The organism is Amycolatopsis sp. NPDC051903 (assembly GCF_044452505.1).
In the GTDB taxonomy this organism is placed as follows: Bacteria; Actinomycetota; Actinomycetes; order Mycobacteriales; family Pseudonocardiaceae; genus Amycolatopsis.
Genome location: NZ_JBITBT010000007.1, coordinates 299056 through 318245 on the forward strand (window position 1 = coordinate 299056; position 19190 = coordinate 318245).

At 72.3% G+C, this 19190-nt stretch carries 22 protein-coding genes; 10 read left to right on the plus strand and 12 right to left on the minus strand.

Going from position 1 to position 19190, the window contains the following annotated elements:
- Positions 1 to 2: 2 nt before the first annotated feature.
- Positions 3 to 1595, minus strand: a complete 1593-nt coding sequence (locus ACIA77_RS19595; protein WP_395887303.1) for a DAK2 domain-containing protein — start codon at positions 1593 to 1595, stop codon at positions 3 to 5.
- A 133-nt stretch (positions 1596 to 1728) separates the two neighbouring features.
- Here ACIA77_RS19595 and rpmB point away from each other — a divergent pair, with 133 nt between their 5' ends.
- Entirely contained in the window at positions 1729 to 1920 is a 192-nt protein-coding gene (gene rpmB, locus ACIA77_RS19600; RefSeq protein ID WP_003091970.1) for a 50S ribosomal protein L28, read from the plus strand.
- A 156-nt stretch (positions 1921 to 2076) separates the two neighbouring features.
- Here rpmB and ACIA77_RS19605 read toward each other — a convergent pair whose 3' ends face one another.
- The 5 genes from ACIA77_RS19605 to ACIA77_RS19625 form a co-directional block, all read right to left on the minus strand.
- Entirely contained in the window at positions 2077 to 2868 is a 792-nt protein-coding gene (locus ACIA77_RS19605) for an alpha/beta fold hydrolase (RefSeq protein WP_395887304.1), read from the minus strand.
- 82 nt (positions 2869 to 2950) lie between these two features.
- The gene (locus ACIA77_RS19610; RefSeq protein ID WP_395887305.1) at positions 2951 to 3628 is read right to left on the minus strand and encodes a uracil-DNA glycosylase; all 678 of its coding nucleotides are present in this window, start codon (positions 3626 to 3628) and stop codon (positions 2951 to 2953) included.
- Positions 3629 to 3659: 31 nt separating this feature from the next.
- The gene (locus tag ACIA77_RS19615; protein WP_395887340.1) at positions 3660 to 4190 is read right to left on the minus strand and encodes a gamma carbonic anhydrase family protein; all 531 of its coding nucleotides are present in this window, start codon (positions 4188 to 4190) and stop codon (positions 3660 to 3662) included.
- A gap of 17 nt (positions 4191 to 4207) precedes the next feature.
- Positions 4208 to 4681: a GNAT family N-acetyltransferase gene (locus ACIA77_RS19620; protein WP_395887306.1), complete on the minus strand. Its 474-nt coding sequence runs from the start codon at positions 4679 to 4681 to the stop codon at positions 4208 to 4210.
- A gap of 10 nt (positions 4682 to 4691) precedes the next feature.
- Positions 4692 to 5654, minus strand: coding sequence for a thiamine-phosphate kinase (locus ACIA77_RS19625; RefSeq protein ID WP_395887307.1), 963 nt, complete (start codon positions 5652 to 5654; stop codon positions 4692 to 4694).
- 138 nt (positions 5655 to 5792) lie between these two features.
- On the opposite strand from ACIA77_RS19625, the gene ACIA77_RS19630 reads away from it, so the two are divergent.
- Complete coding sequence (locus ACIA77_RS19630; protein WP_395887308.1) at positions 5793 to 6026, plus strand: Lrp/AsnC ligand binding domain-containing protein; 234 nt, start codon at positions 5793 to 5795, stop codon at positions 6024 to 6026.
- 19 nt (positions 6027 to 6045) lie between these two features.
- On the plus strand, positions 6046 to 6591 hold the full coding sequence (locus tag ACIA77_RS19635; protein ID WP_395887309.1) for a DUF3515 domain-containing protein: 546 nt from the start codon (positions 6046 to 6048) through the stop codon (positions 6589 to 6591).
- On the opposite strand, the gene ACIA77_RS19640 is transcribed toward ACIA77_RS19635, so the two are convergent.
- A complete protein-coding gene (locus tag ACIA77_RS19640; protein WP_395887310.1) occupies positions 6572 to 7921 on the minus strand; it encodes an MFS transporter in 1350 nt (449 codons plus the stop codon). The genes ACIA77_RS19635 and ACIA77_RS19640 overlap by 20 nt on opposite strands.
- 442 nt (positions 7922 to 8363) lie before the next feature.
- Between ACIA77_RS19640 and ACIA77_RS19645 the strand changes: the two genes are divergently transcribed.
- Positions 8364 to 8888, plus strand: a complete 525-nt coding sequence (locus tag ACIA77_RS19645) for a hypothetical protein (protein ID WP_395887311.1) — start codon at positions 8364 to 8366, stop codon at positions 8886 to 8888.
- A 45-nt stretch (positions 8889 to 8933) separates the two neighbouring features.
- On the opposite strand, the gene ACIA77_RS19650 is transcribed toward ACIA77_RS19645, so the two are convergent.
- Together ACIA77_RS19650 and ACIA77_RS19655 are read right to left on the minus strand one after the other, a co-directional pair.
- Positions 8934 to 10031 (minus strand): D-alanine--D-alanine ligase family protein, encoded by a 1098-nt coding sequence (locus ACIA77_RS19650; protein WP_395887312.1) that lies wholly within the window; start codon positions 10029 to 10031, stop codon positions 8934 to 8936.
- Positions 10032 to 10525: 494 nt separating this feature from the next.
- Positions 10526 to 11896, minus strand: a complete 1371-nt coding sequence (locus ACIA77_RS19655; RefSeq protein ID WP_395887313.1) for a PLP-dependent aminotransferase family protein — start codon at positions 11894 to 11896, stop codon at positions 10526 to 10528.
- An 89-nt stretch (positions 11897 to 11985) separates the two neighbouring features.
- On the opposite strand from ACIA77_RS19655, the gene ACIA77_RS19660 reads away from it, so the two are divergent.
- On the plus strand, positions 11986 to 12672 hold the full coding sequence (locus tag ACIA77_RS19660) for a pyridoxamine 5'-phosphate oxidase family protein (protein WP_395887314.1): 687 nt from the start codon (positions 11986 to 11988) through the stop codon (positions 12670 to 12672).
- Here ACIA77_RS19660 and ACIA77_RS19665 read toward each other — a convergent pair.
- On the minus strand, positions 12624 to 14075 hold the full coding sequence (locus ACIA77_RS19665; protein ID WP_395887315.1) for a sensor histidine kinase: 1452 nt from the start codon (positions 14073 to 14075) through the stop codon (positions 12624 to 12626). The two genes, ACIA77_RS19660 and ACIA77_RS19665, sit on opposite strands and share 49 nt — an antisense overlap.
- On the minus strand, positions 14072 to 14779 hold the full coding sequence (locus ACIA77_RS19670; protein WP_395887316.1) for a response regulator transcription factor: 708 nt from the start codon (positions 14777 to 14779) through the stop codon (positions 14072 to 14074). Before ACIA77_RS19670 ends, ACIA77_RS19665 begins: the two co-directional genes overlap by 4 nt.
- A 147-nt stretch (positions 14780 to 14926) precedes the next feature.
- On the opposite strand from ACIA77_RS19670, the gene ACIA77_RS19675 reads away from it, so the two are divergent.
- The 3 genes from ACIA77_RS19675 to ACIA77_RS19685 are packed head-to-tail and all read left to right on the plus strand — an operon-like array spanning position 14927 to position 17416.
- Positions 14927 to 16273, plus strand: coding sequence for a ferric reductase-like transmembrane domain-containing protein (locus ACIA77_RS19675; RefSeq protein WP_395887341.1), 1347 nt, complete (start codon positions 14927 to 14929; stop codon positions 16271 to 16273).
- A 10-nt stretch (positions 16274 to 16283) separates the two neighbouring features.
- Positions 16284 to 16679 carry an FMN-binding protein gene (locus ACIA77_RS19680; protein WP_395887317.1) on the plus strand — a complete coding sequence of 132 codons (396 nt, stop codon included), beginning with the start codon at positions 16284 to 16286 and terminating at the stop codon, positions 16677 to 16679.
- Positions 16679 to 17416, plus strand: a complete 738-nt coding sequence (locus ACIA77_RS19685) for an FAD:protein FMN transferase (protein WP_395887318.1) — start codon at positions 16679 to 16681, stop codon at positions 17414 to 17416. Before ACIA77_RS19680 ends, ACIA77_RS19685 begins: the two co-directional genes overlap by 1 nt.
- Positions 17417 to 17424: 8 nt before the next feature.
- On the opposite strand, the gene ACIA77_RS19690 is transcribed toward ACIA77_RS19685, so the two are convergent.
- Positions 17425 to 17844 (minus strand): DUF3592 domain-containing protein, encoded by a 420-nt coding sequence (locus tag ACIA77_RS19690; RefSeq protein ID WP_395887319.1) that lies wholly within the window; start codon positions 17842 to 17844, stop codon positions 17425 to 17427.
- A 144-nt stretch (positions 17845 to 17988) separates the two neighbouring features.
- On the opposite strand from ACIA77_RS19690, the gene ACIA77_RS19695 reads away from it, so the two are divergent.
- On the plus strand, positions 17989 to 18369 hold the full coding sequence (locus ACIA77_RS19695; RefSeq protein ID WP_395887320.1) for a VOC family protein: 381 nt from the start codon (positions 17989 to 17991) through the stop codon (positions 18367 to 18369).
- Entirely contained in the window at positions 18366 to 19187 is an 822-nt protein-coding gene (locus tag ACIA77_RS19700; protein WP_395887321.1) for a class I SAM-dependent methyltransferase, read from the plus strand. The genes ACIA77_RS19695 and ACIA77_RS19700 overlap by 4 nt, the downstream gene beginning before the upstream one ends.
- Positions 19188 to 19190 lie beyond the last annotated feature (3 nt).

Sequence of the window (19190 nt, forward strand, 5' to 3'; positions counted from 1 at the left end):
GTCTATTCGACCCCCATCAGCAGGACGGCTCCCGCCTGGCCACTGGCATAACTCGTCAACTCCACTTCGGGGTGCTCGTGCCGCAGCTGTTCGGCCAGTTCGCCGGTCAGGCCCGGCGGGACAGCCTCCCCGCTCAGCACCGTGACCAGCTCGCCGCCGAGCGCCAGCATGCGGTTGAGCACGCTCATCGCGGCCGCGACGAGGCTCGTCTCCGAGGCCGGCGCCGGTTCGATCAGCACCACCTCGTCGTCGACCAGGCCGATCACGTCACCGGACTGGGCCCGGCCCACCCAGGTTAGCGACTCCTCGGTCGCGATCCGCAGCTCGCCACGCCTGGTGGCCGCGGCGGCTTCGGCCATCGCCACGACGTCGTCGTTCACGCGGCGGCCCTCGTCGTGCACGGCGAGGGCGGCGAGCACCTGCACCGGCGACGCGCACGGGATCACCACCACGTCGCGGTCGCCCGCCATCGGGTGCCCGGCCGCGGTGTCGGCGGCGGCCGTGAGGTCCAAGCTGCCGGGCAGCACCGTCACGTGCCGGCCCGCGGCCTCGTTGAACAGCCCGATCATGTCCTCGACGCCGGGGGTCTCGTCGTCCGGCACGGCCAGCACGGCGACGCCCTCGGCCCGCAGCAGCTCGGCCAGCGCCCCACCGTGGACCACGGCCACCACCGACCGGTCCAGCCCGCCTCCGGGCTCGATCGGCGTCGGCGTGAGCAGCGGCTCGACGCGGATCCGCCGCGGCCGCCCGAGCTCCAGCCCGGCTTCGATCGCCGCGCCGATGTCGGCGCAGTGGACGTGCACGGCGTGGCTGCCCGACCCGTCGCCGGCCACCGTGACGCTGTCGCCGAAACCGCTCAGCTCCTTGCGCAACGCCGGCAGCCGCGCTTCGTCGACACCATCCAGCAGGTACATCACTTCCCACGCGTACGGCGCGGGTTCGGCGGTGGACAGCTTGATCGTCAGCGCCAGCTCGTGGTCGCGCTCCGGTGCCGTGTCGGTGACGACGCCGGCCAGCGCGTCGAGCACCGCGACGAGCCCGCGTCCCCCGGCGTCGACGACGCCCGCCTTGGCCAGCGCGGGCAGCTGCTTGGGCGTCTCTTCCAGCGCGGAAGCGGCAGCCGCGGCGACGGTCGCGGCGACTTCACCGAGCGATCGCGTGTCCCCTTGCACGGCGGCGGCCACGACGTGCAACACCGTCAGCATGGTCCCCGCGACGGGCCGGCTGACCGCTCCCGTGGCGACCCGGTCGGCGTGCCCGAGAGCTTCCGCGAGCCCCGCGCCGTCGAGGTCGGCGCCGCCGGCCGCCCAGTCGGCGATCCCCCGCACGACCTGGGAGATGATCACGCCCGAGTTGCCCCGCGCGGCGGCAACGGCGCCCCGGGCCAGCACCGCCAGCGCACCCGCCGCGTCGGCCGGGTCCGCGGCCGCCAGCGAATCGTGTGCCCCGGTCATCGTGTGCAGCAGGTTCGAACCCGTGTCGGAGTCGGCGACGGGGTAGACGTTGATGCCGTTGATCTCCGGCCGGAGCACCGCCAAGCTGCGCACGCACGCCGCCGACCAAGCCGACACCGTCGCCACGTCCAGCACCCGCACCCCGTAACCTCCTCGCCGGTTCCCGCGAGGGTATCGACCCCGTGACGACCCACCCGAAACCACTCGTTACTATGGTCGAGTTGCCCAGCGAGTCTGGGCGCCATTCTTTGTCCCAGATCCAGAGGAGTTCGACGTGGCTGCCGTGTGCGACGTCTGTGGCAAGGGACCCGGCTTCGGCAAGTCGGTCTCGCACTCCCACCGGCGTACCAACCGCCGGTGGAACCCGAACATCCAGACTGTGCACGCCAAGGTCGGCGTGTCCCAGCGCAAGCGCCTCAACGTGTGCACCTCGTGCATCAAGGCCGGCAAGGTCGTCCGGGGGTAAGGCGAAAGCTTGGGGTGGCGAGTGCTCGTGGAGAGCACTCGCCATTTTTTTCGCCTTACCGGCGCCTTCTGGGGGTCGAACCCCCAGACCCCCGCCAGGGGGCAAGCCCCCTGGACCCCCACGCGTGGTCACCACTCGAGGTAGAGCGCCATTTTGTCACTTCAGGAAGTCCGTCAGCACGGAACGCAGTGATTCGGGCGCGTTGAGCACGCTGTGATCCTGCCCGGGGATCAGTTCGTACCGGGCGTGCGGCACGGTCTCGGCGACAGCCCGCGCCGAAGCACCCATCCAGGCCTCCCCCGCACCACCCGACATCACGAGCACGGGCACGGTGATGGCGGCCAGCCGGTCGGCGGGCAGCCGGCCGCCGGGACCGGTGACGGTGGCGTCGTAGGGCAGCGTGTGCGCGTAGCCCACGAACCAGTCCCACACGGGCTGCCCCTTCATGGCGGCCACGCCCTCGGCCGGCACGGAGACGCCCTCGGTCAGGAACAGCTCCACGGCGCCGTCGCGATCACCGTCGGCGAGCAGGGCGCTGAGGCGCTCGGCGAGGTCGTCGCCGGGCCGCGGGCGCTCGCCGTCGACGATGAACGGCGGCTCGTACGCCGCCACCTTGCTCACTGGCAGGCCGCGGGCCGCCGCTTCCAGCGCCAGGATCGCGCCCGACGAGTGGCCGAACAGCGCGGCCGAACCGCCGACGGCTTCGATCACGGCCGTCAGGTCGTCCAGTTCGCGCTCGACGCTGTAGACGAGCGCGTCCCCGCTGTCGCCGCGGCCCCGCCGGTCGACGGCGACGGCCTGGAACCCCGCCTCCGCCAGCACGACGGCGAGCGCCGCCACGGTCGTCCGATCGTTCACGGCGCCACCGACGAGCAGTACGGGTGCACCGGTGCCGTAGGTGTCGAACGCGATGGACGTGCCGTCGGCGGAAGTGACGGTGGTGGTCATGGTTTTCCTCCCAGGGTCGGGCTCAATCCTCACCCCGGAGTCGGAGCCGGACCACCTGACCGGACACCGCGACGGCGAACCGTCAGGGCAGTTTCCAGTCCACCGGCGCCGCGCACTGGTCGGCCAGCAGCTTGTTGGCGCGGCTGAACGGACGCGAACCGAAGAAGCCGTTGTGCGCGGAAAGCGGGCTGGGGTGCGCCGATTCGATGCACGGGACGTCGCCGAGCATCGGGCGCAGGTTGCGGGCGTTGCGGCCCCACAGGATCGCGACCATCGGCTCGTCGCGCGCGGCGAGCGCCTTGATCGCCTGCTCCGTCACCTGCTCCCAGCCCTTGCCCTGGTGGGAGTTCGGCTTGCTGGGCTGCACCGTCAGCGCGCGGTTGAGCAGCAGGATGCCCTGGTCGGCCCACGGCGTGAGGTCACCGTTGGCCGGCAACGGGTAGCCGAGGTCCTCGGCGTACTCCTTATAGATGTTGACCAGGCTCTTGGGCAGCGGCCGCACGTCGGGCGCGACCGAGAAGCTCAGGCCGACCGCGTGCCCCGGCGTCGGGTACGGGTCCTGGCCGACGATCAGCACCCGCACGTCGTGGAACGGCTGTTTGAACGCGCGCAGCACGTGTTCGCCGGCCGGGAGGTACTTGCGGCCCGCCGCGATCTCCGCGCGGAGGAACTCCCCCATCGCGGCGACCTGCGGCGCCACGGGCTCGAGGGCCTGCGCCCAGCCTGCTTCGACGATCTCGTTCAGCGGTCGTGCGGTCACGGCCCGCGAGCCTAGCGCGGCGTGTGCGACGTCACCGGGGCGGGTCGAGCCGCCGCAGCTGTTCGCGGAACCGCGCGCCGCGCCGCACGTACGAGTCGACCACCATCGCGATCTGCTCGGCGGAGAACGATTTGTTCGGCCGCACCTTCGCCGGTACGCCCAGCGCGATCTCGCCGGGACCCACGTGCGAGTTGTACGACAGGACCGCGCCCGCGCCGACCATCCCGCCGTCTTCGATCGCGGTTCCGTTGAGCACCACCGAACCCGACGCGATGAGGCAGCCGGTGCCGATCGTCGCGCCTTCGACGTGCACGGCGTGGCCGATGGCCGACGACGGCCCGAGGATCGTCGGGTGCTTCGAAGTGCAGTGCAGCACGCAGCCGTCCTGCACGTTGGACCGTTCGCCGATCTCGATGTACCCGTGGTCGCCGCGCAGCACCGTCTGCGGCCACACCGACGCGCGCGGGCCGATCCGCACGTCGCCGATCACGGTCGCGTCGGGGTGGACGTAGGCGTCCGGGTGGATCGAGGGGACGAGGTCGCCGAGCGCGTAGATCGCCAAAACCGTCTCCCGTTTGGTCACACGAGGTTCTTGCCGAAGTACCGGCTCTCGGGTTCGTCCTTGTACACACCGAAACCCGGGATCGCGGTGTAGCCCGACGAACCGTAGAGGGCGATCGCCTCGGGCTGTTCGGTGCCCGTCTCCAGGACCGCTCGCCGGCGCCCCGCCGCGCGGGCCGTGCGCTCCAGCTCCGCCAGCATCGCGCGCGCGAAACCCTTGCCCCGCGCGGATTCCACGACGTACATCCGCTTCAGCTCGACGTCGCCGGGCGCGAACGCGGGCGCCGGGCCGTCGTGCGCGCGCCACGCCCCGGACGCGACGGGCGCGCCGTCGAGGTAACCGACGAGGAACAGCCCGCGCGGCGGCGCGAACTGCGCGGCGTCCAGGGGGGTCGAGTCTTCGCTGCCGTAGCGGCGCACGTACTCGAGCTGGACTTCGGCCATCAGCTTGGTCGCGTCGGGGTGGTCGAAGGCGACCGGTCTGATCTCCACGGGCCACAGCCTAGTGCTGCCGCCAGTGCTCCCAGCCGCCTTCGTGGCCGTACTCCTTGCCGTCCACGGTCACGCCGGAGCCCGGCATCGTCACGGCACCGATCTTGTGCCAGCCCTCGGGCAGTTCGCCGAACGGCGGGAACGTCGCCGCGAGCGCGTGGTCCTCGCCGCCCGTGAGGACCCAGCGCAGGGGATCGGCGCCGAGCGCGGTGCCGACTTCCCGTAGCCGCGTGGAGATCTCGAGGTCGGCCGTCTGCACGTCGAGCCCGACTTCCGACGCCGAGGCGAGGTGGCCGAGGTCGGCGAGCAGGCCGTCGGACACGTCGACCATCGCCGTCGCCCCGGCGAGCGCGGCCTGCGGACCGGCGGCGTACGGCGGTTCCGGCGCGCGCTGCGCGTTCACGACCCCGACCGGCGAGCGGAAGCCGCGCCGCAGCACGGCCAGCCCCGCGGCGGCCCAGCCCAGCCGGCCGCACACGGCGAGGACGTCGCCGGGCCGGGCGCCGGAGCGCGTCACCGGTTCGCGGTCTTCCAGGTCCCCCAACGCGGTGACACTGATCACGATCTGATCGGCGCTCACCATGTCGCCGCCGGCGACGCCGATTCCGGCCCGCGCCGCTTCGGCCCACATGCCGTTCATGATCTCCGTCACGACCTCGGTGCGCGTGTCCGGCGGGCACGCGAACCCGACGAGGACCGTGGTCGGTTTCGCGCCCATGGCCGCGACGTCCGACAGGTTCACGGCCACGGCCTTGCGCCCCACCTGTTCGGGACTCGACCAGTCGAGGCGGAAGTGCACGCCCTGGACCAGCACGTCCGTGGTCGCGACCACGCGGCCGTCGGGCGCGGCCACCACCGCCGCGTCGTCGCCTGGACCGAGCAGGGTCGACGCCGGCTGGCGCCGCCCGTGGGTGACCGCGTGGATCAGCGCGAACTCGCCCGTCCCGGCCACCGAGCCGTCGTCCGGTGACACCGGTCACCTCCTGTTTCTCTCCGTGTACGAAGCCTCGACCACCGACAGTCGGATCCCCTAGGTTTTTCCCGGGGCTGGCGATACCTTGCCTACACCGTTCCTACCTCGACTCCATCGTTACCGACGAAAGGGCACGCCGTGGTCCACGCATACATCCTCATCCAGACCGAGGTCGGCAAGGCGGCCGCGGTGGCGGCGGAGATCGCCGATGTGCCGGGCGTGACCAGCTCGGAGGACGTGACCGGGCCCTACGACGTGATCGTGCGCGCCACCGCGGAGACCGTGGACCAGCTCGGGCAGCTCGTGGTCGCCAAGGTGCAGAACGTGGAGGGGATCACGCGCACGCTGACCTGCCCGGTGGTCCACCTCTGACGCGTGGTGCACTTGCGGGGTGGCAGATACCGACACCGGCGCGCCGCCCCGGGTGGTGCTCGTGGTCGCGGCCGTGCTCGTGGTCGCGCTGGCGGCGGTGGTCGCCGTCTTCGCGCTCACGAAGAACCAGGCCCCACCGGACGAGAACGAGGCGAACGGACCGCTCCCGCTCGTGGCCGTGCCCGCTCCGCAGGCGGGCACCCCGGCGTGCACGACGGTGGTCAGCGCGATGCCGGCGACGCTGACGTCGAACGGCAGGCAGCTCGCCCGCCGCACCCTCGCGCAGCCCGCGCCGAAGGCCACCGTCGCCTGGGGTGAGGGCGACGCGATCGTGCTGCGCTGCGGCCTCGACCGGCCGCCGGAGCTCACGCAGACCGCCGAACTGCGCCTGATCAACGGCGTGCAGTGGCTGCAGGTCACGGAAGACGAGGCCGCCACCTGGTACGTGGTCGACCGCGACGTCTACCTCGCACTGACCGTGCCGGATTCGGCCGGAACCGGTCCACTGCAGACCGTTTCGGACACCGTCGCCGCGAAGCTCCCGGCTAAGCCTTTGAAGTTCTGACGGTCCGCGCGGCGATCGTCTCGAGCGGCTCGCCCGTGGTGCGCGGGCCGAGCACCGCGACGTCGACGATCAGCACCACCATCGCGGCCGCCACGACCGCGAACATCGTGGTGGCACCCGCCGATTGCAGGATCGGCAGCAGGATGAACGGCATCGCCGCCGTGGCCAGGCGCGAAAGCGCGTACGCCGAACCGGCGGCCGTCCCGCGCAGCGAAGTCGGGAACAGCTCGCCCTGGTAGGTGTGGAAAGCGTTGGAGAAGACGTTGCTGGCGGCGGTGTAGCAGAAGCCGAACACCGCGATCGCCGCGCCGGCCGCCGCATACCCGAACGCCAGGCCGAAAACGGCCATCGCCGCGGCGCTCGCCACGATGAGCCACTTGCGCTGGATCCGTTCGATGATCGGGATCGACAGCGCCGAGCCGATCGGGTAGCCGAGGAACGTGAGCGCGCTGAACGTCAGCGAGTTCACGAGGCCGAACCCCTTGGCGGCCAGGACGATCGGCACCAGCGAGCCGAAGCCGTAGTAGCCGAAGGCCTGCAACAGCTGGAAGACGTAGAGCATCGTGGTGCGGCGGAGCCACGGCTTGCACAGCAACGCCTTGAACCGCACCGGTTCCGGTGCGGGCGGCTCGGGTTCCGGTTCGGCGAGCGGCTGCGGCGCGGCGGCTTCGAGCTCGCGCACGATCGCGTCGGCCTCGGCTTCGCGCCCGCGCGCGGCGAGCCAGCGCGGCGACTCGGGCAGCGTGAACCGCAGGCCCCAGACGATCGCGGCACCGAGCGCGCCGAGCACGAACAGCCAGCGCCAGCCGTCGACGCCAAGCGGTGCGTGGCCGGCGAGCGCGCGGGCGAGGAAACCGGCGGCGGGCACACCGCAGAAGCCGAGCGTGTACGCCCACGCGGTGGCACGGCCGCGGGCGTGCGCGGGCAGCAGGTCGGCGAGGTACGCGTCGGCGACCGGGAGCTCGGCGCCGATGCCGATGCCCGCGATGAACCGGCAGACGACGAGCATCCAGACGTCGGTGCTGAACGCGCCGAGCAGCGTGAAAACCGAGTACAGCCCGAGGGTGAGCAGGAACGCGCGGCGCCGGCCGAGCCGGTCGGCGAGTTTGCCCAGGGCCACGGCACCCACGAACGCCCCGACGAACGCCGAGGCGAGCACGTACTTCAGCGCTTGCGAGCTCACGCCGAACTCGTGCGTGAGCACGGTGCTGATCGTGGCGGCGAGGAACAGGTCGTAGAGGTCGAAGAACGTCGCGAGCCCCACGACGGCGACGAAGTACCGATGCCGGCGGGTGACCGGGAGCCGGTCGAGCCGGGATGCGATCTGCACGCGCTGCCTCCTGCCCGGGGATGTCGTCCGATGATCACACGAGCGGCCGGGGGCGGTCGGCGCGGGCCTGACGGCACCGCGGGGAAATGGGCGCGGCGTTCACTTCCCCGAAACGCCGGAAACACCAAGTTGTTCTCGAGGACATCGTCGTGAAATGACCCGGCTGTGAAATTTCCGGCAAGGTAGGTCCGGAATGTCGGGAGGATTTTTCGCACGGCCGGAACGGCGGATCGGAAACCGGCCGGAACACGGGAGTGCTGCCGCCCGGTTGGGGCGGCAGCACCCGGTTGTCGTTGTGCCCGTTGACCATTCGACCGGTGGTGCGTGCCGAGTGGAGTCGCCTGCACCACCGGACGAGCACGCGGGACCGCGACTCCGCCAGGTTACCACCCTGGCCGGAGCAGGCGGTTTCCGCGAATTCCGCAGCGGAAAGGAATCGTCAGTGCCACCCATCACCGTGATCTTCGTCGTCTCCGGACTCGCCGTCTGGCTGAACGGATTGGCGTTTCTCGGAGTCGGAGCGAAACCCGCCGAAGACGGGCCGAACCCGCTGACCACGGTCGGCTGGGTGACGGCGCTCGCCGGCGTCGTCGACCTCGTGCAAGCCGCCGTGATCATCGCGACCGCACCGCCGGCGACGGGCGTCCCGCTCGCCGGGATCGTCACGTTCTACGGGACGTTTTTCACCGCGCTCGGCGTGGTGCTCGTCAAGGGGCTCGACCTGCGGCCGGTCGGCAACCTGGCCGTGGCGGTGGCCGTCGTGCCGCTGCTGTGGTGGAAGTTCTTCGACGGCAGCTGGATGCTGCAGTCGATCCTCGTCGTGTGGCTGGTCGCGTTCCTCGCGGTGGCGGCCACGACCTACGGCAAGCTGCCCGGCAAGGTGCTCGGGGTGATCCTCACCGTGACCTCGCTGTACACGTTCCTGACGCCGGCGGCGCTGCTGGCGCTGGGCAAGTCGATCCCCTGATCCGAGCGAGCGGGGCCGTCCGGCACGGACGGTCCCGCCGTTCGCTCAGCGCAGGCCGGTGCCGCGTGCGAGGGCCGTGTCGATGAGGGTGGTCAGCAGCGTCTTGTAGTCGACGCCAGTGACCTCCCACATCTTCGGGTACGCGGACTTCGTGGTGAAGCCGGGCATGGTGTTGACCTCGTTGATCACGAGGTCGCCGGACCCGGTGACGAAGAAGTCGACGCGGGCCAGGCCCTGGCAGTCGAGCGCGCGGAACGCCTCGACGGCCATCGCGCGCACGCGCTCGGTGATCACGTCGTCGAGCTTCGCGGGGATGTCCAGTTCGGCGTCTTCACCCAGGTACTTGGTCTCGAAGTCGTACCACGCGTCGGCGCCCTCGGCGAGCACGCGGATCTCGGCCGGCAGCGACGCCTCGACACGGCCGTCGGGGAACTCCAGCACACCGCACTCGACCTCACGGCCCACGACCGCGGCCTCCACGAGGACCTTCGGATCCGTCCGGCGCGCCAGCTCGATCGCGGCGTCCACATCGGACCAGTCCGTGACGCGCGAGATGCCGACGGACGAGCCCGCGCGCGAGGGCTTCACGAAGACAGGGAGGCCAAGCCGTTCCCGGTCTTCCGAGGACACTGTGGACTGTCCACGGCGGAGCGCCGAGTAGGTGCCCACCGGCAGCCCCTCCGCGGCGAGCAGCTTCTTCGCGTACTCCTTGTCCATGGCGGCCGCGCTGGCGAGCACCCCGGGGCCGACGTAGGGGATGTCGGCCATCTCCAGGAGCCCCTGGATGGTGCCGTCCTCGCCGAACGCGCCGTGCAGCACGGGGAAGACCACGTCGACGGCGCTGAGCACCTCGGTCGCCTCGCCGGGGTCGACGGTGCGCAGCTCGCGGCTGGTCGGGTCACCCGCCAGCACGAGCGCGCGGCCGGACTCCACGGTCGGCAGCTCGCGGCCCCGGATGCTCAGTTCCTTCGGGTCGCCGGTGCCGAGCACCCAGCCGCCCTGGGGCGTGATGCCCACCGGGAGCACCTCGTAGCGCTCCGGATCCAGGTTCGCGATCACACTGCCGGCCGACAGGCACGAGATCGTGTGCTCGCTGCTGCGCCCGCCGAACACGACCGCCACGCGGATCTTCTCAGCACTCATGGTGGCTCACCGTACCGGGTGACCACGGCGAACGCCGCAGGCCCGGTGCACGGGCCGTTCACCGGTGCCCGAAGTGCCCACTCGGGCGGGTTGTTGTGACGGTGGCGGTGTGGGTGGGCCGTTCGCGCTTTCGACCCAGGCACGGCGGGACCGTTCGCCACGCGAAGGGACCGGTGGAACCACTCACGGCGGGCGATTCGTGGCGCGAGTGGACCGTTCGCGCCGTCGCGTCGGCGCGAGTGGACCGTTCGCACCGCCCGGCGGGTGCGGTGGGACCGTTCACGCCGTCGCGTCGGCGCGAGTGGACCGTTCGCACCGCCGGCGGGTGCGGTGGGACCGTTCGCGCCGCGAAGGGGCCAGTCGCGCGCAGCCGGACAGAAGCGACAGCCGGCACACGCGAAAACCGGCCGGACATCGCGGCCGTCAGCGGGTCAGCGACTCAGCGGTCATCGGCTCAGCGGCTCAGCGGCTCAGCGGCTCAGCGGCTCAGCGGCTCAGCGGAGCAAGTTCACCAAAGCCGGCAACGCACTCACCAAAGCTTCCCGCGAGCAGCCCGCATACCCGAGCGCCACCCCGTGCACCGTGGGGGTTCCGGCGAAGTGCCGGGCCAGGCCGTCGAGGCGGATGCCCTGGCGTTCGGCGGCGGCGATGCGCTCGGTTTCGTCCGCGGCGGAGGCGAACGGCACCACGAGGTGGGCGCCGGCGTCGTCGCCGAGCACCGGCACCGAAGCGGCCGAGAGGGCGGCCGACAGCAACGAGCGGCGTTCCGCGAGTTCGCGGCGCAGTTTCCGCAGGTGGCGGCCCAGGTCGCCGTGCCGGGCGAGTTCCACGAGGACGCGCTGCCCGGCGGGCGACGGGCGGGTGCCGGTGAGGTCCCGGTAGGCGAGCACGGTCTCCGCGACGGAAGCCGGGGCCACGAGCCACCCGGCGCCGAGCGTCGGGGTGAGGATCTTGCTCGTGGTCCCGAGGTGGACGACGACGTCGGGCGCGAGGGCGGCCAGCAGGGGCAGCGGGGCGACGTCGAAGCGGAGCTCGCCGTCGTAGTCGTCCTCGATGACGAGCATGCCGTCGGCGCGGGCGCGCTCCACGAGTTCCACGCGGCGCGCCGCGCTCATGCGGCTGCCCATCGGGTACTGGTGCGCCGGCGAGCAGTAGACGGCCCGGGCACCGGGCGGGATGGCGTCCGGGCGCAGGCCCTCCTCGTCGACGGGGACGCCCACGACCGTGAGGCCCGCGGACCGGAACGCCTGCACGGCCCGCTGGTACCCCGGCTCTTCGAACGCCACGACCGCGCCCCGCCGCAGCACGGCGGCGGCGAGCTCGACGACGGCGGCCGTCGTGCCGCCCGTCGCGAGCACGGAGCCGGCGGCCAGGCCGCGGTGGCGCAGCAGGTGCTCGGACACGGCCGCGCGGTACTCGGGCAGCCCGGCGCGGTGCGCGCGGATCAGTGGATCCGGATCCGCCGCCGCCCGCCACGCGCGGCGCCACGCCGCGCGGTCCAGACCCGCGGCCCACGGTGTGCCCGGCGTCAGGTCCAGGAACGGCGCCGCCTCGGTTTCCGCGACCAGCGACCCGGCGGGCGACACCGACGCGGCCGCCCGCGTCGGCGGCGTCGTCACGTAGGTCCCCGAGCCGTGGCGGCCGGCGATCCAGCCCTCGGCGTGCAGCTGCTCGTAGGCCGCCGACGTCACCGTTCGCGACACCCGGAGCCGCTCCGCCAGGGCGCGGGTCGACGGCAGCCGGTCGCCGCCGCGCAGGTGGCCGCCCGCCGCGGCCTCGCGCAGGGCGTCGGCGAGCTGGACGGCCAACGGCGTGCTCGCCTCGCGGTCGAGGCGCACCGGCAGCGCGGTGTCGGTGTAGGACACGAGAACTCCCGAACGACGAGAAGTGGACTTCCCAAGTGTACGAGAAGTGGCCGTTTCAGGATGCCACTGACCCGGGCGAGACTGCGAACATGACCAGCCTCTCGCCGACCGCCCGGACCACCCTCGGCCGCAAGAAGAACCGCGCGGCCACCGACCGCGCGACGCTGCACGCCGTGCTCGACGAGGCCCTGATCTGCCACCTCGGCCTCGTCCGCGACGGCGCGCCGCTCGTGCTCCCCACCGGCTACGGGCGCGACGGCGACACGCTCTACCTGCATGGTTCCACGGGTGCCGCCAGTCTGCGCACCGCGGCGCAGGAACTCGACGTCTGCGTCACCGTCACGCTGCTCGACGGCATCGTCTACGCCCGCTCGCTGAACAACCACTCCATGAACTACCGCAGCGCCGTCGTCCTCGGCCGCGCCCGGCTCGTCACCGACCGGGACGAGAAGCTCCACGGCCTGCGCGTGCTCACCGAACACCTCTCCCCCGGCTCGTGGGACCACGCGCGCGCCGTGAACGCCAAGGAGTACGCCTCCGTCACCGTCCTCGCGCTCGACCTCACCGAGGCCTCGGTGAAGCTGCGGGCCGAAGGTCCGGACGACGAGCCCGAAGACGTCGCCGCGAACGACGCCTGGGCCGGGGTCCTCCCGGTCCGGACGGTGTTCGGCGAGCCCGAACCGTCCGCCGACCTCCCGGCCGGGTGGTCCGTGCCGGAGCACGTGGTTCAGCGCGCCGCCGGCAGCCGCACGGTGAACACGGTCCGGCCCGGCTGACTCTCGACGCCGACCGTGCCGCCGTGCACCACCACCAGCGACTGCACCACGGACAGCCCCAGCCCCGTGCCACCGGCCGACCGCGTGCGCGAGTTGTCCGTGCGGAAGAACCGGTCGAAGATCCGCCGCTGGTCCTCCCGCGCGATCCCGGGCCCGGCGTCCTGAACCCGGACCACGGCCTGGCCGCCGGAGCCGTCGACGAACAGCCCGACCTGCGTCCCCGAAGGCGTGTGCACGGCTGCGTTCGCGAGCAGGTTGTCGAAGATCTGCCGCAACCGCACGGGATCCGCGTCCACGACCACCGGAGTTTCCGGCAGCTCCACCGAAAGCGGGTGCGCCGGGCGGCCGGCGCGGAACGCGTCGGCGGCGGCCTCGGCGATCGGCACGAGGTCGACGCGTTCCGGGCGCACCGGCGGTTCCGCGTCGTGCGCGTCGAGGCGGGCGAGCAGCAGCAGGTCGTCGACGAGCACGCTCATCCGCGCCGTCTCCTCACGGATCTTCGTGAGGTGCGCCTCGCGTTCAGCGGGCTCGTTCGCGGCCGCGTAGCGGAAGAGGTCGGCGTACCCGCGGATCGACGTCAGCGGCGTCCGCAGCTCGTGCGACGCGTCGGCGACGAAGCGGCGCAGGCGTTCGTTGGCCGCGGTCCGCGCGGCGAGGGCCGACTCGATGTGCGTGAGCATCACGTTGAACGCCGTCCGCAGCTCCGCCACCTCGGCGCCGCCGCCCTCGCCCGTGGCGCGCACCGGGAGGTCCGCCGTGGCCGTGAGGTCGTGGGACGCGATGTCGTGCGCCGTCCCGGCCATGGCGGACAACGGTTGCAGGCCGCGGCGCAGGACGAGCCGCCCCGCGACGACGAGCACGGCCAGCGCGATGAGGAACGCGATCACCTCGACCATCACGAGCTGCCGCACCGTGCCCTCCAGATCGGCCTGCGGCGCGGCGCTGAGCAACACCGTCCCCGTGCCGCCGGAGTCCGTCGCGACCGGGCAGGCGCGTACGCGGTAGGGGCCGTCGCCGTGGAGGTACACGGTGCGGAACACGTCACCGCGGGTCGCGTCGACCGCGACGTCCGCCAGGGGCTGCACGTCGGCCGGCAGGTCGCTGCCGGGCTGCGGTTTCGCCACGCCGCCGTCGACCTCGAACACCGCCGAGAACCACGAGTAGACGACTTCCGGGTTCCCGTGGGAAGTCCGCAGCCCCGGCACCTGCGCGACCTGGCTCGTCTTGAGCTGCTCGTCGAGCCTCCGGTCGAGGTAGCCGTGCATGAACTCGACGGTCACGGCGCCGACGATCGCGAACACCACCAGCGCCAGCGCGCCGAGCCCGAACGCCAGGCGCGTGCCGAGCCGCGACGCGCGCCAAGCCGCGTACCAGCGCCGGGCCCAGCGCCGCAGCCGGTTCACCGAACCGCCCGGCGGAGCACGTACCCGACGCCGCGCACCGTCTGGATCAGCGGTTCGGCCCCGTCGTCGAGTTTCCGGCGCAGGTGCGAGATCACCAGCTCGACCACATTGGACCGCCCGCCGAAGTCGTACTCCCACACGTGGTCGAGGATCTGCGCCTTCGTGAGCACCGCCGGCGAACGGCGCATGAGGTAGCGCAGCAGCTCGTACTCCGTCGGCGTCAGCTCGGCCACGCGGTCGCCACGGCGGACCTCCCGCGTGTCCTCGTCGAGCGTCAGGTCCGCGACGCGCAGCACGGCGGCGCGCGGCGCCTGAGGCTGTGGCCCACCGCTGCGGCGCAGTACGGCCCGCAACCGGGCCATGAGCTCCTCGACGGAGAACGGCTTCACGAGGTAGTCGTCGCCGCCGCGGGTCAGGCCGGCGATGCGGTCGGCCGTCGCGTCCTTCGCGGTGAGGAAGACCACGGGCACGAGGTCGCCGTCTTCGCGCAGGCGATCGAGCACGGTGAAGCCGTCGAGGTCGGGCAGCATCAGGTCGAGCACCACGATGTCGGGCCCGAACTCCGCCGCGCGGCTGAGCGCGGCCGCGCCCGACCCCGCGGTCACGGCCTGCCAGCCCTCGTACCGGGCGACGGTCGCGACCAGATCGGCGATGTGCGGTTCGTCGTCCACGACGAGCAGCCGCACCGGGTTCGGGTTCTCCACCCCACCATCCTCCGTGACCGCTGCGCGGACGCGCGAGCGGACGCGGCGGCCGACAGCCAGTCGACAGGTTCCACCCAGATCCGCCACAGGTTCCGCGCCGACGCTGGTTTCCGTGACCCCCACTCGAAGGGAATCCCGGTGAGCGTCCTGACCCCGACCGCCTCCCCGCCGCGCCCGGCGGTCGCGCCGCGGGCCGTCGCGAAGGCGTGGATCTTCGCGTTCCTCACGGCCAACGTCGTGCTGGCCACCGTGTTCTTCGCGCTCGGCGGGCTGTCGGACGACCCGCTGATCACCGCCGGGCGCCTCGCCGGCCTCTACGCCGCGCAGGCGATGGCCGGGCAGCTGCTGCTGGTGGCGCGCTTGCCGTGGCTCGACCGCCGCCTCGGGATGGACCGGCTGACGTCGTGGCACCGCTGGACGGGCTTCACCCTCCTGTGGCTGCTGGTCGCCCACGTGGTGCTCGTCGTCGTCGGCTACTCGGGCATCGAGCGGACGAACCCGGCGAACGAGCTCGTGCAGCTCGCCGACACGCTCGAAGGGATCCTGCGCGCGATCGTCGCGTTCGTGCTGATCCTCGTGGTCGGCGCCGCGTCGGCCCGCTTCGCGCGCCGGCGGATGGCCTACGAGACGTGGCACTTCGTGCACCTCTACACCTACGCCGCGGTGGTGCTGGCGTTCACGCACCAGCTCGCGGTGGGACAGTCGTTCGCGAGTCACCCGGCGGCGCGCGCGTACTGGTGGGCGCTGTGGCTGGGCGCCGGCCTGGCCGTGGTGTGCGGACGCGTGCTCCTGCCGCTGCGGCGCAACCTGCGGCACCGCTTGCGGGTGGTGGCCGTCGTGCCCGAGTCGCAGGACACTGTGTCGGTGTACCTGACCGGCCGCGACCTCCACCGGCTGCCCGCCCGGGCCGGCCAGTTCTTCCTGTGGCGCTTCCTCACCCGCGACCGCTGGTGGCAGGCCAACCCGTTCTCGCTGTCGGCCGCGCCTGACGGCCGCACACTGCGGCTCACGGTCAAGGCCGTCGGCAGCTCCAGCGCGAGCCTGCGGTCGCTGCCCGTCGGCACGCGCGTGTTCGCCGAAGGCCCGTACGGCGCCTTCACCACGATCCACCGGCAACGGCCCGACGCGTTGCTGATCGCCGGCGGCGTGGGCATCACGCCGATCCGCGCGCTGCTCGAAGACGCCGCCGGCCACGTCGTGCTGCTCTACCGCGTGCGCACGCCGGCCGACGCCGTGCTGCTGCCCGAACTGCACGCGCTGGCCAAGACGCGCGGCGCGATCGTGCACGTCCTCAGTGGACCGTCGGACCGGCACGGGCCGCACGGCCCGGTGCTCGGCCCCGCGGCGCTGCACGCCCTGGTGCCCGACCTCGGCGAGCGCGACGTGTTCGTCTGCGGCCCGCCCGGGATGACGTCGGCCGTGCTGCGCAGCCTGCGGGAGCTGCGGGTGCCGTCGGGTCAGGTCCACGCCGAGCGCTTCAGCCTGGCCGCGTGAGGAGGTCACGATGAAGAAGACGATCTTCGTGGTCGCGCTGTCGATCGCCGGGTTCGTCGCCGTGTGGCGGTTCGACCCGGCGCCGGCGACGAGCGCCCCCGCTCCCGCCGTGAGCTCAGCACCGTCCGCTTCGGCCAGTTCGGGAGCCGTGACGACGCGGGGCAGCGCGGAAGCGACCGAATTCGGCACCGTGCAGGTCCAGGTGAGCTTCGACGGCAGCCGGATCACCGACGTCACGCTCGTGCAGCAGCCCGACAGCGGCCGCGGCGTCGACGCGATCCCCCTGCTGCGCGAGGAAGCCCTGCAGGCGCAGAGCGCGAACATCGACACGGTCTCGGGCGCGACGCAGACCAGCGAGTCCTACATCAAGTCGCTGCAGGCGGCGCTCGACGCGCGGGGCTCGTGATGACCACGCACGTGGAGCACGTGATGGGCCTGCCGGTGTCGCTCGACCTGCGTGACGAAGGCGATTTCGCGGGCGCGGTGGCCGAGGCGTTCGCCTGGCTGCACGACGTGGACGCGCGGTTCAGCCCGTTCCGCGCCGACAGCGAGGTGTGCCGCCTCGACCGGGGCGAGCCGGCCGCCGGGGACCTCAGCGCCGACCTCGACGAAGTCCTCACCCTGTGCGCGTACTACGAAGACCTCTCCGGTGGCGCGTTCTCCGCGCGGCTGCCCGGACGTGGTCTGGACCCCTCCGGCGTGGTCAAGGGCTGGGCCGTGCAGCGCGCGGCCGACCGGCTCCACGCGGCGGGCGCGCGCCGGTTCTGCCTCAACGCCGGTGGCGACGTCGTCACCGAAGGCGAACCGGAGCCGGGACGGCCGTGGCGCGTCGGCATCCGGCACCCCGAACGGCCCGACGCGGTGTGCGCCGTGCTCGCGTCGCGCGACGGCGCCGTCGCCACTTCCGCCGCGTACGAACGGGGTGCGCACGTGCTCGACGGCCGCACCGGGCTCCCGGCGACGGGCCTGCTGAGCGTGACGATCGTCGCCGAAGACCTCACGCACGCCGACGCACTGGCCACCGCCGCGTTCGCGCTCGGCACCGACGGCATCGCCTGGGCCGCCGCACAACCGCGCTGCGGCGTGCTGATCGTCGACTCGCAGCGGCGCGTGCACCGCTCCCCCGGGCTCGCGCTCGCGTGAAACCAGGCTCAACGGCCGGTGGCGAGCAGCCAGATCCCGATGACCGAGAACAGGACACCGACCGCAAAGGGAAACGCGACATCCCCCGTCAGTCTCCTGGTGAGGTCGATTCGCGCGCGCTTCGGGTCGTCGGGCAGGTAGCGCACCGGGACCCCACCGCCCACGCGTAGGCCTTTGACTCCGGACGACCTGGCCTGGAACGTGTGCCGACTGCCCTGCGCATCAACGAATTCGACCATCGCGAAGCGGACCGGGCCATCCTTCCCGGAGTCCACGCGGTGGCGGACCACCAGGCCACCGACGCGGATCCCCTCGCGTCGGAGGCGGTGCTGGATCACGGCCTCGTGGGTGCCGAACCCGGCCACGGCGAGACCAGCCAGTAGCAAAACCGCACCCCACATCGTTGCCTCCCCGTCCCAGCTTCGCACGATTCTTCACCGGCTTCCGGCCGGACGAGGCGGGCTCGTCCTCGCTGCCCGCAGGAAACCGGTCGGCCCACGCCGGAAACAACCTCGCGCGCGAACGGGCGTTTCGGGCAGACTGCGGGCACACCGAGCACCCAGGGGGAACGCATGCCGTCCGTCGTCCAGAACACCACCTTCGACTGCCGCGACGCCTACGCGCTGGCGCAGTTCTGGAGCGGCGTGCTCGGCCGCCCGATCGCCGACGAGGATTCCCCGGGCGATCCGGAAGTCGGCATCGGACTCGGCCACGGCGGCACCCTGCTGTTCATCGAGGTGCCCGAAAGCAAGACGGTGAAGAACCGCGTGCACCTGTGCCTCACGCCGGACGTCCCGCGCGACACCGAGGTCGAGCGCCTGCTCGCCGCGGGCGCGACCCTGTCCGACGACCAACGGCGGCCCGACGGCACCGGCTGGGCCGTGCTGCTCGACCCCGAAGGCAACGAGTTCTGCGTGCTGCGCAGCGAGGCCGAGCGCGCGGCCACGGCGTGACCGACTCGTTCGCCGTCAACCGCGCCAATTGGGACGAGCGCGCGGTGGTGCACGCGAAGTCGGAGTACTACGGCTTCGAGAAGTTCCGCACGGATCCGGCGCACCTCTCCGACGTCGTGCGGTTCGACCGGCCGCGGCTCGGGGACGTCACCGGGCTGCGCGGCGTGCACCTGCAGTGCCACCTCGGGACCGACACGCTGTCGCTGGCGCGCCTCGGCGCGGAGATGTCCGGCCTCGACCTCTCGCCCGTGTCGCTGGCCGAGGCGCGGAAGCTGGCGGACAGCGCCGGCGCGCAGATCGACTACCACGAGGCCAACACCTACGACGCCGTCGAAGTGTTCGGGGAGAACGCGTTCGACCTCGTCTACACCGGCGTCGGCGCGTTGTGCTGGCTGCCGAAGATCGACCGGTGGGCCCGTGTCGTCGCGCGGTTGCTGCGGCCGGGCGGCCGGTTGTTCCTGCGCGAGGGCCACCCGATGCTGTGGACGCTGGACGACGAAGCCGACCGGGCGTGGCCGAAGTACGAGTATTTCGAGCACGAAGAACCGCTCGTGTTCGCGGAGGAGACCACCTACGTCGAGGCCGAGGGCCCGATCGTCAACAGCACGACGCATTCGTGGAACCACTCGCTCGGCGAAATCATCACCGCGCTGCTCGCCCACGGCCTCACGCTCACCGCGTTCACCGAGCACGACACCGTGCCGTGGAACGCGCTGCCGAAGGAGATGGCACCGGCCGGCGGCGGCGAATGGCGGCTTCGGGACAACCCCGGGCGGATCGCGGCGAGCTACACCCTGCAGGCGGTGAAGCACTCCTAGAGT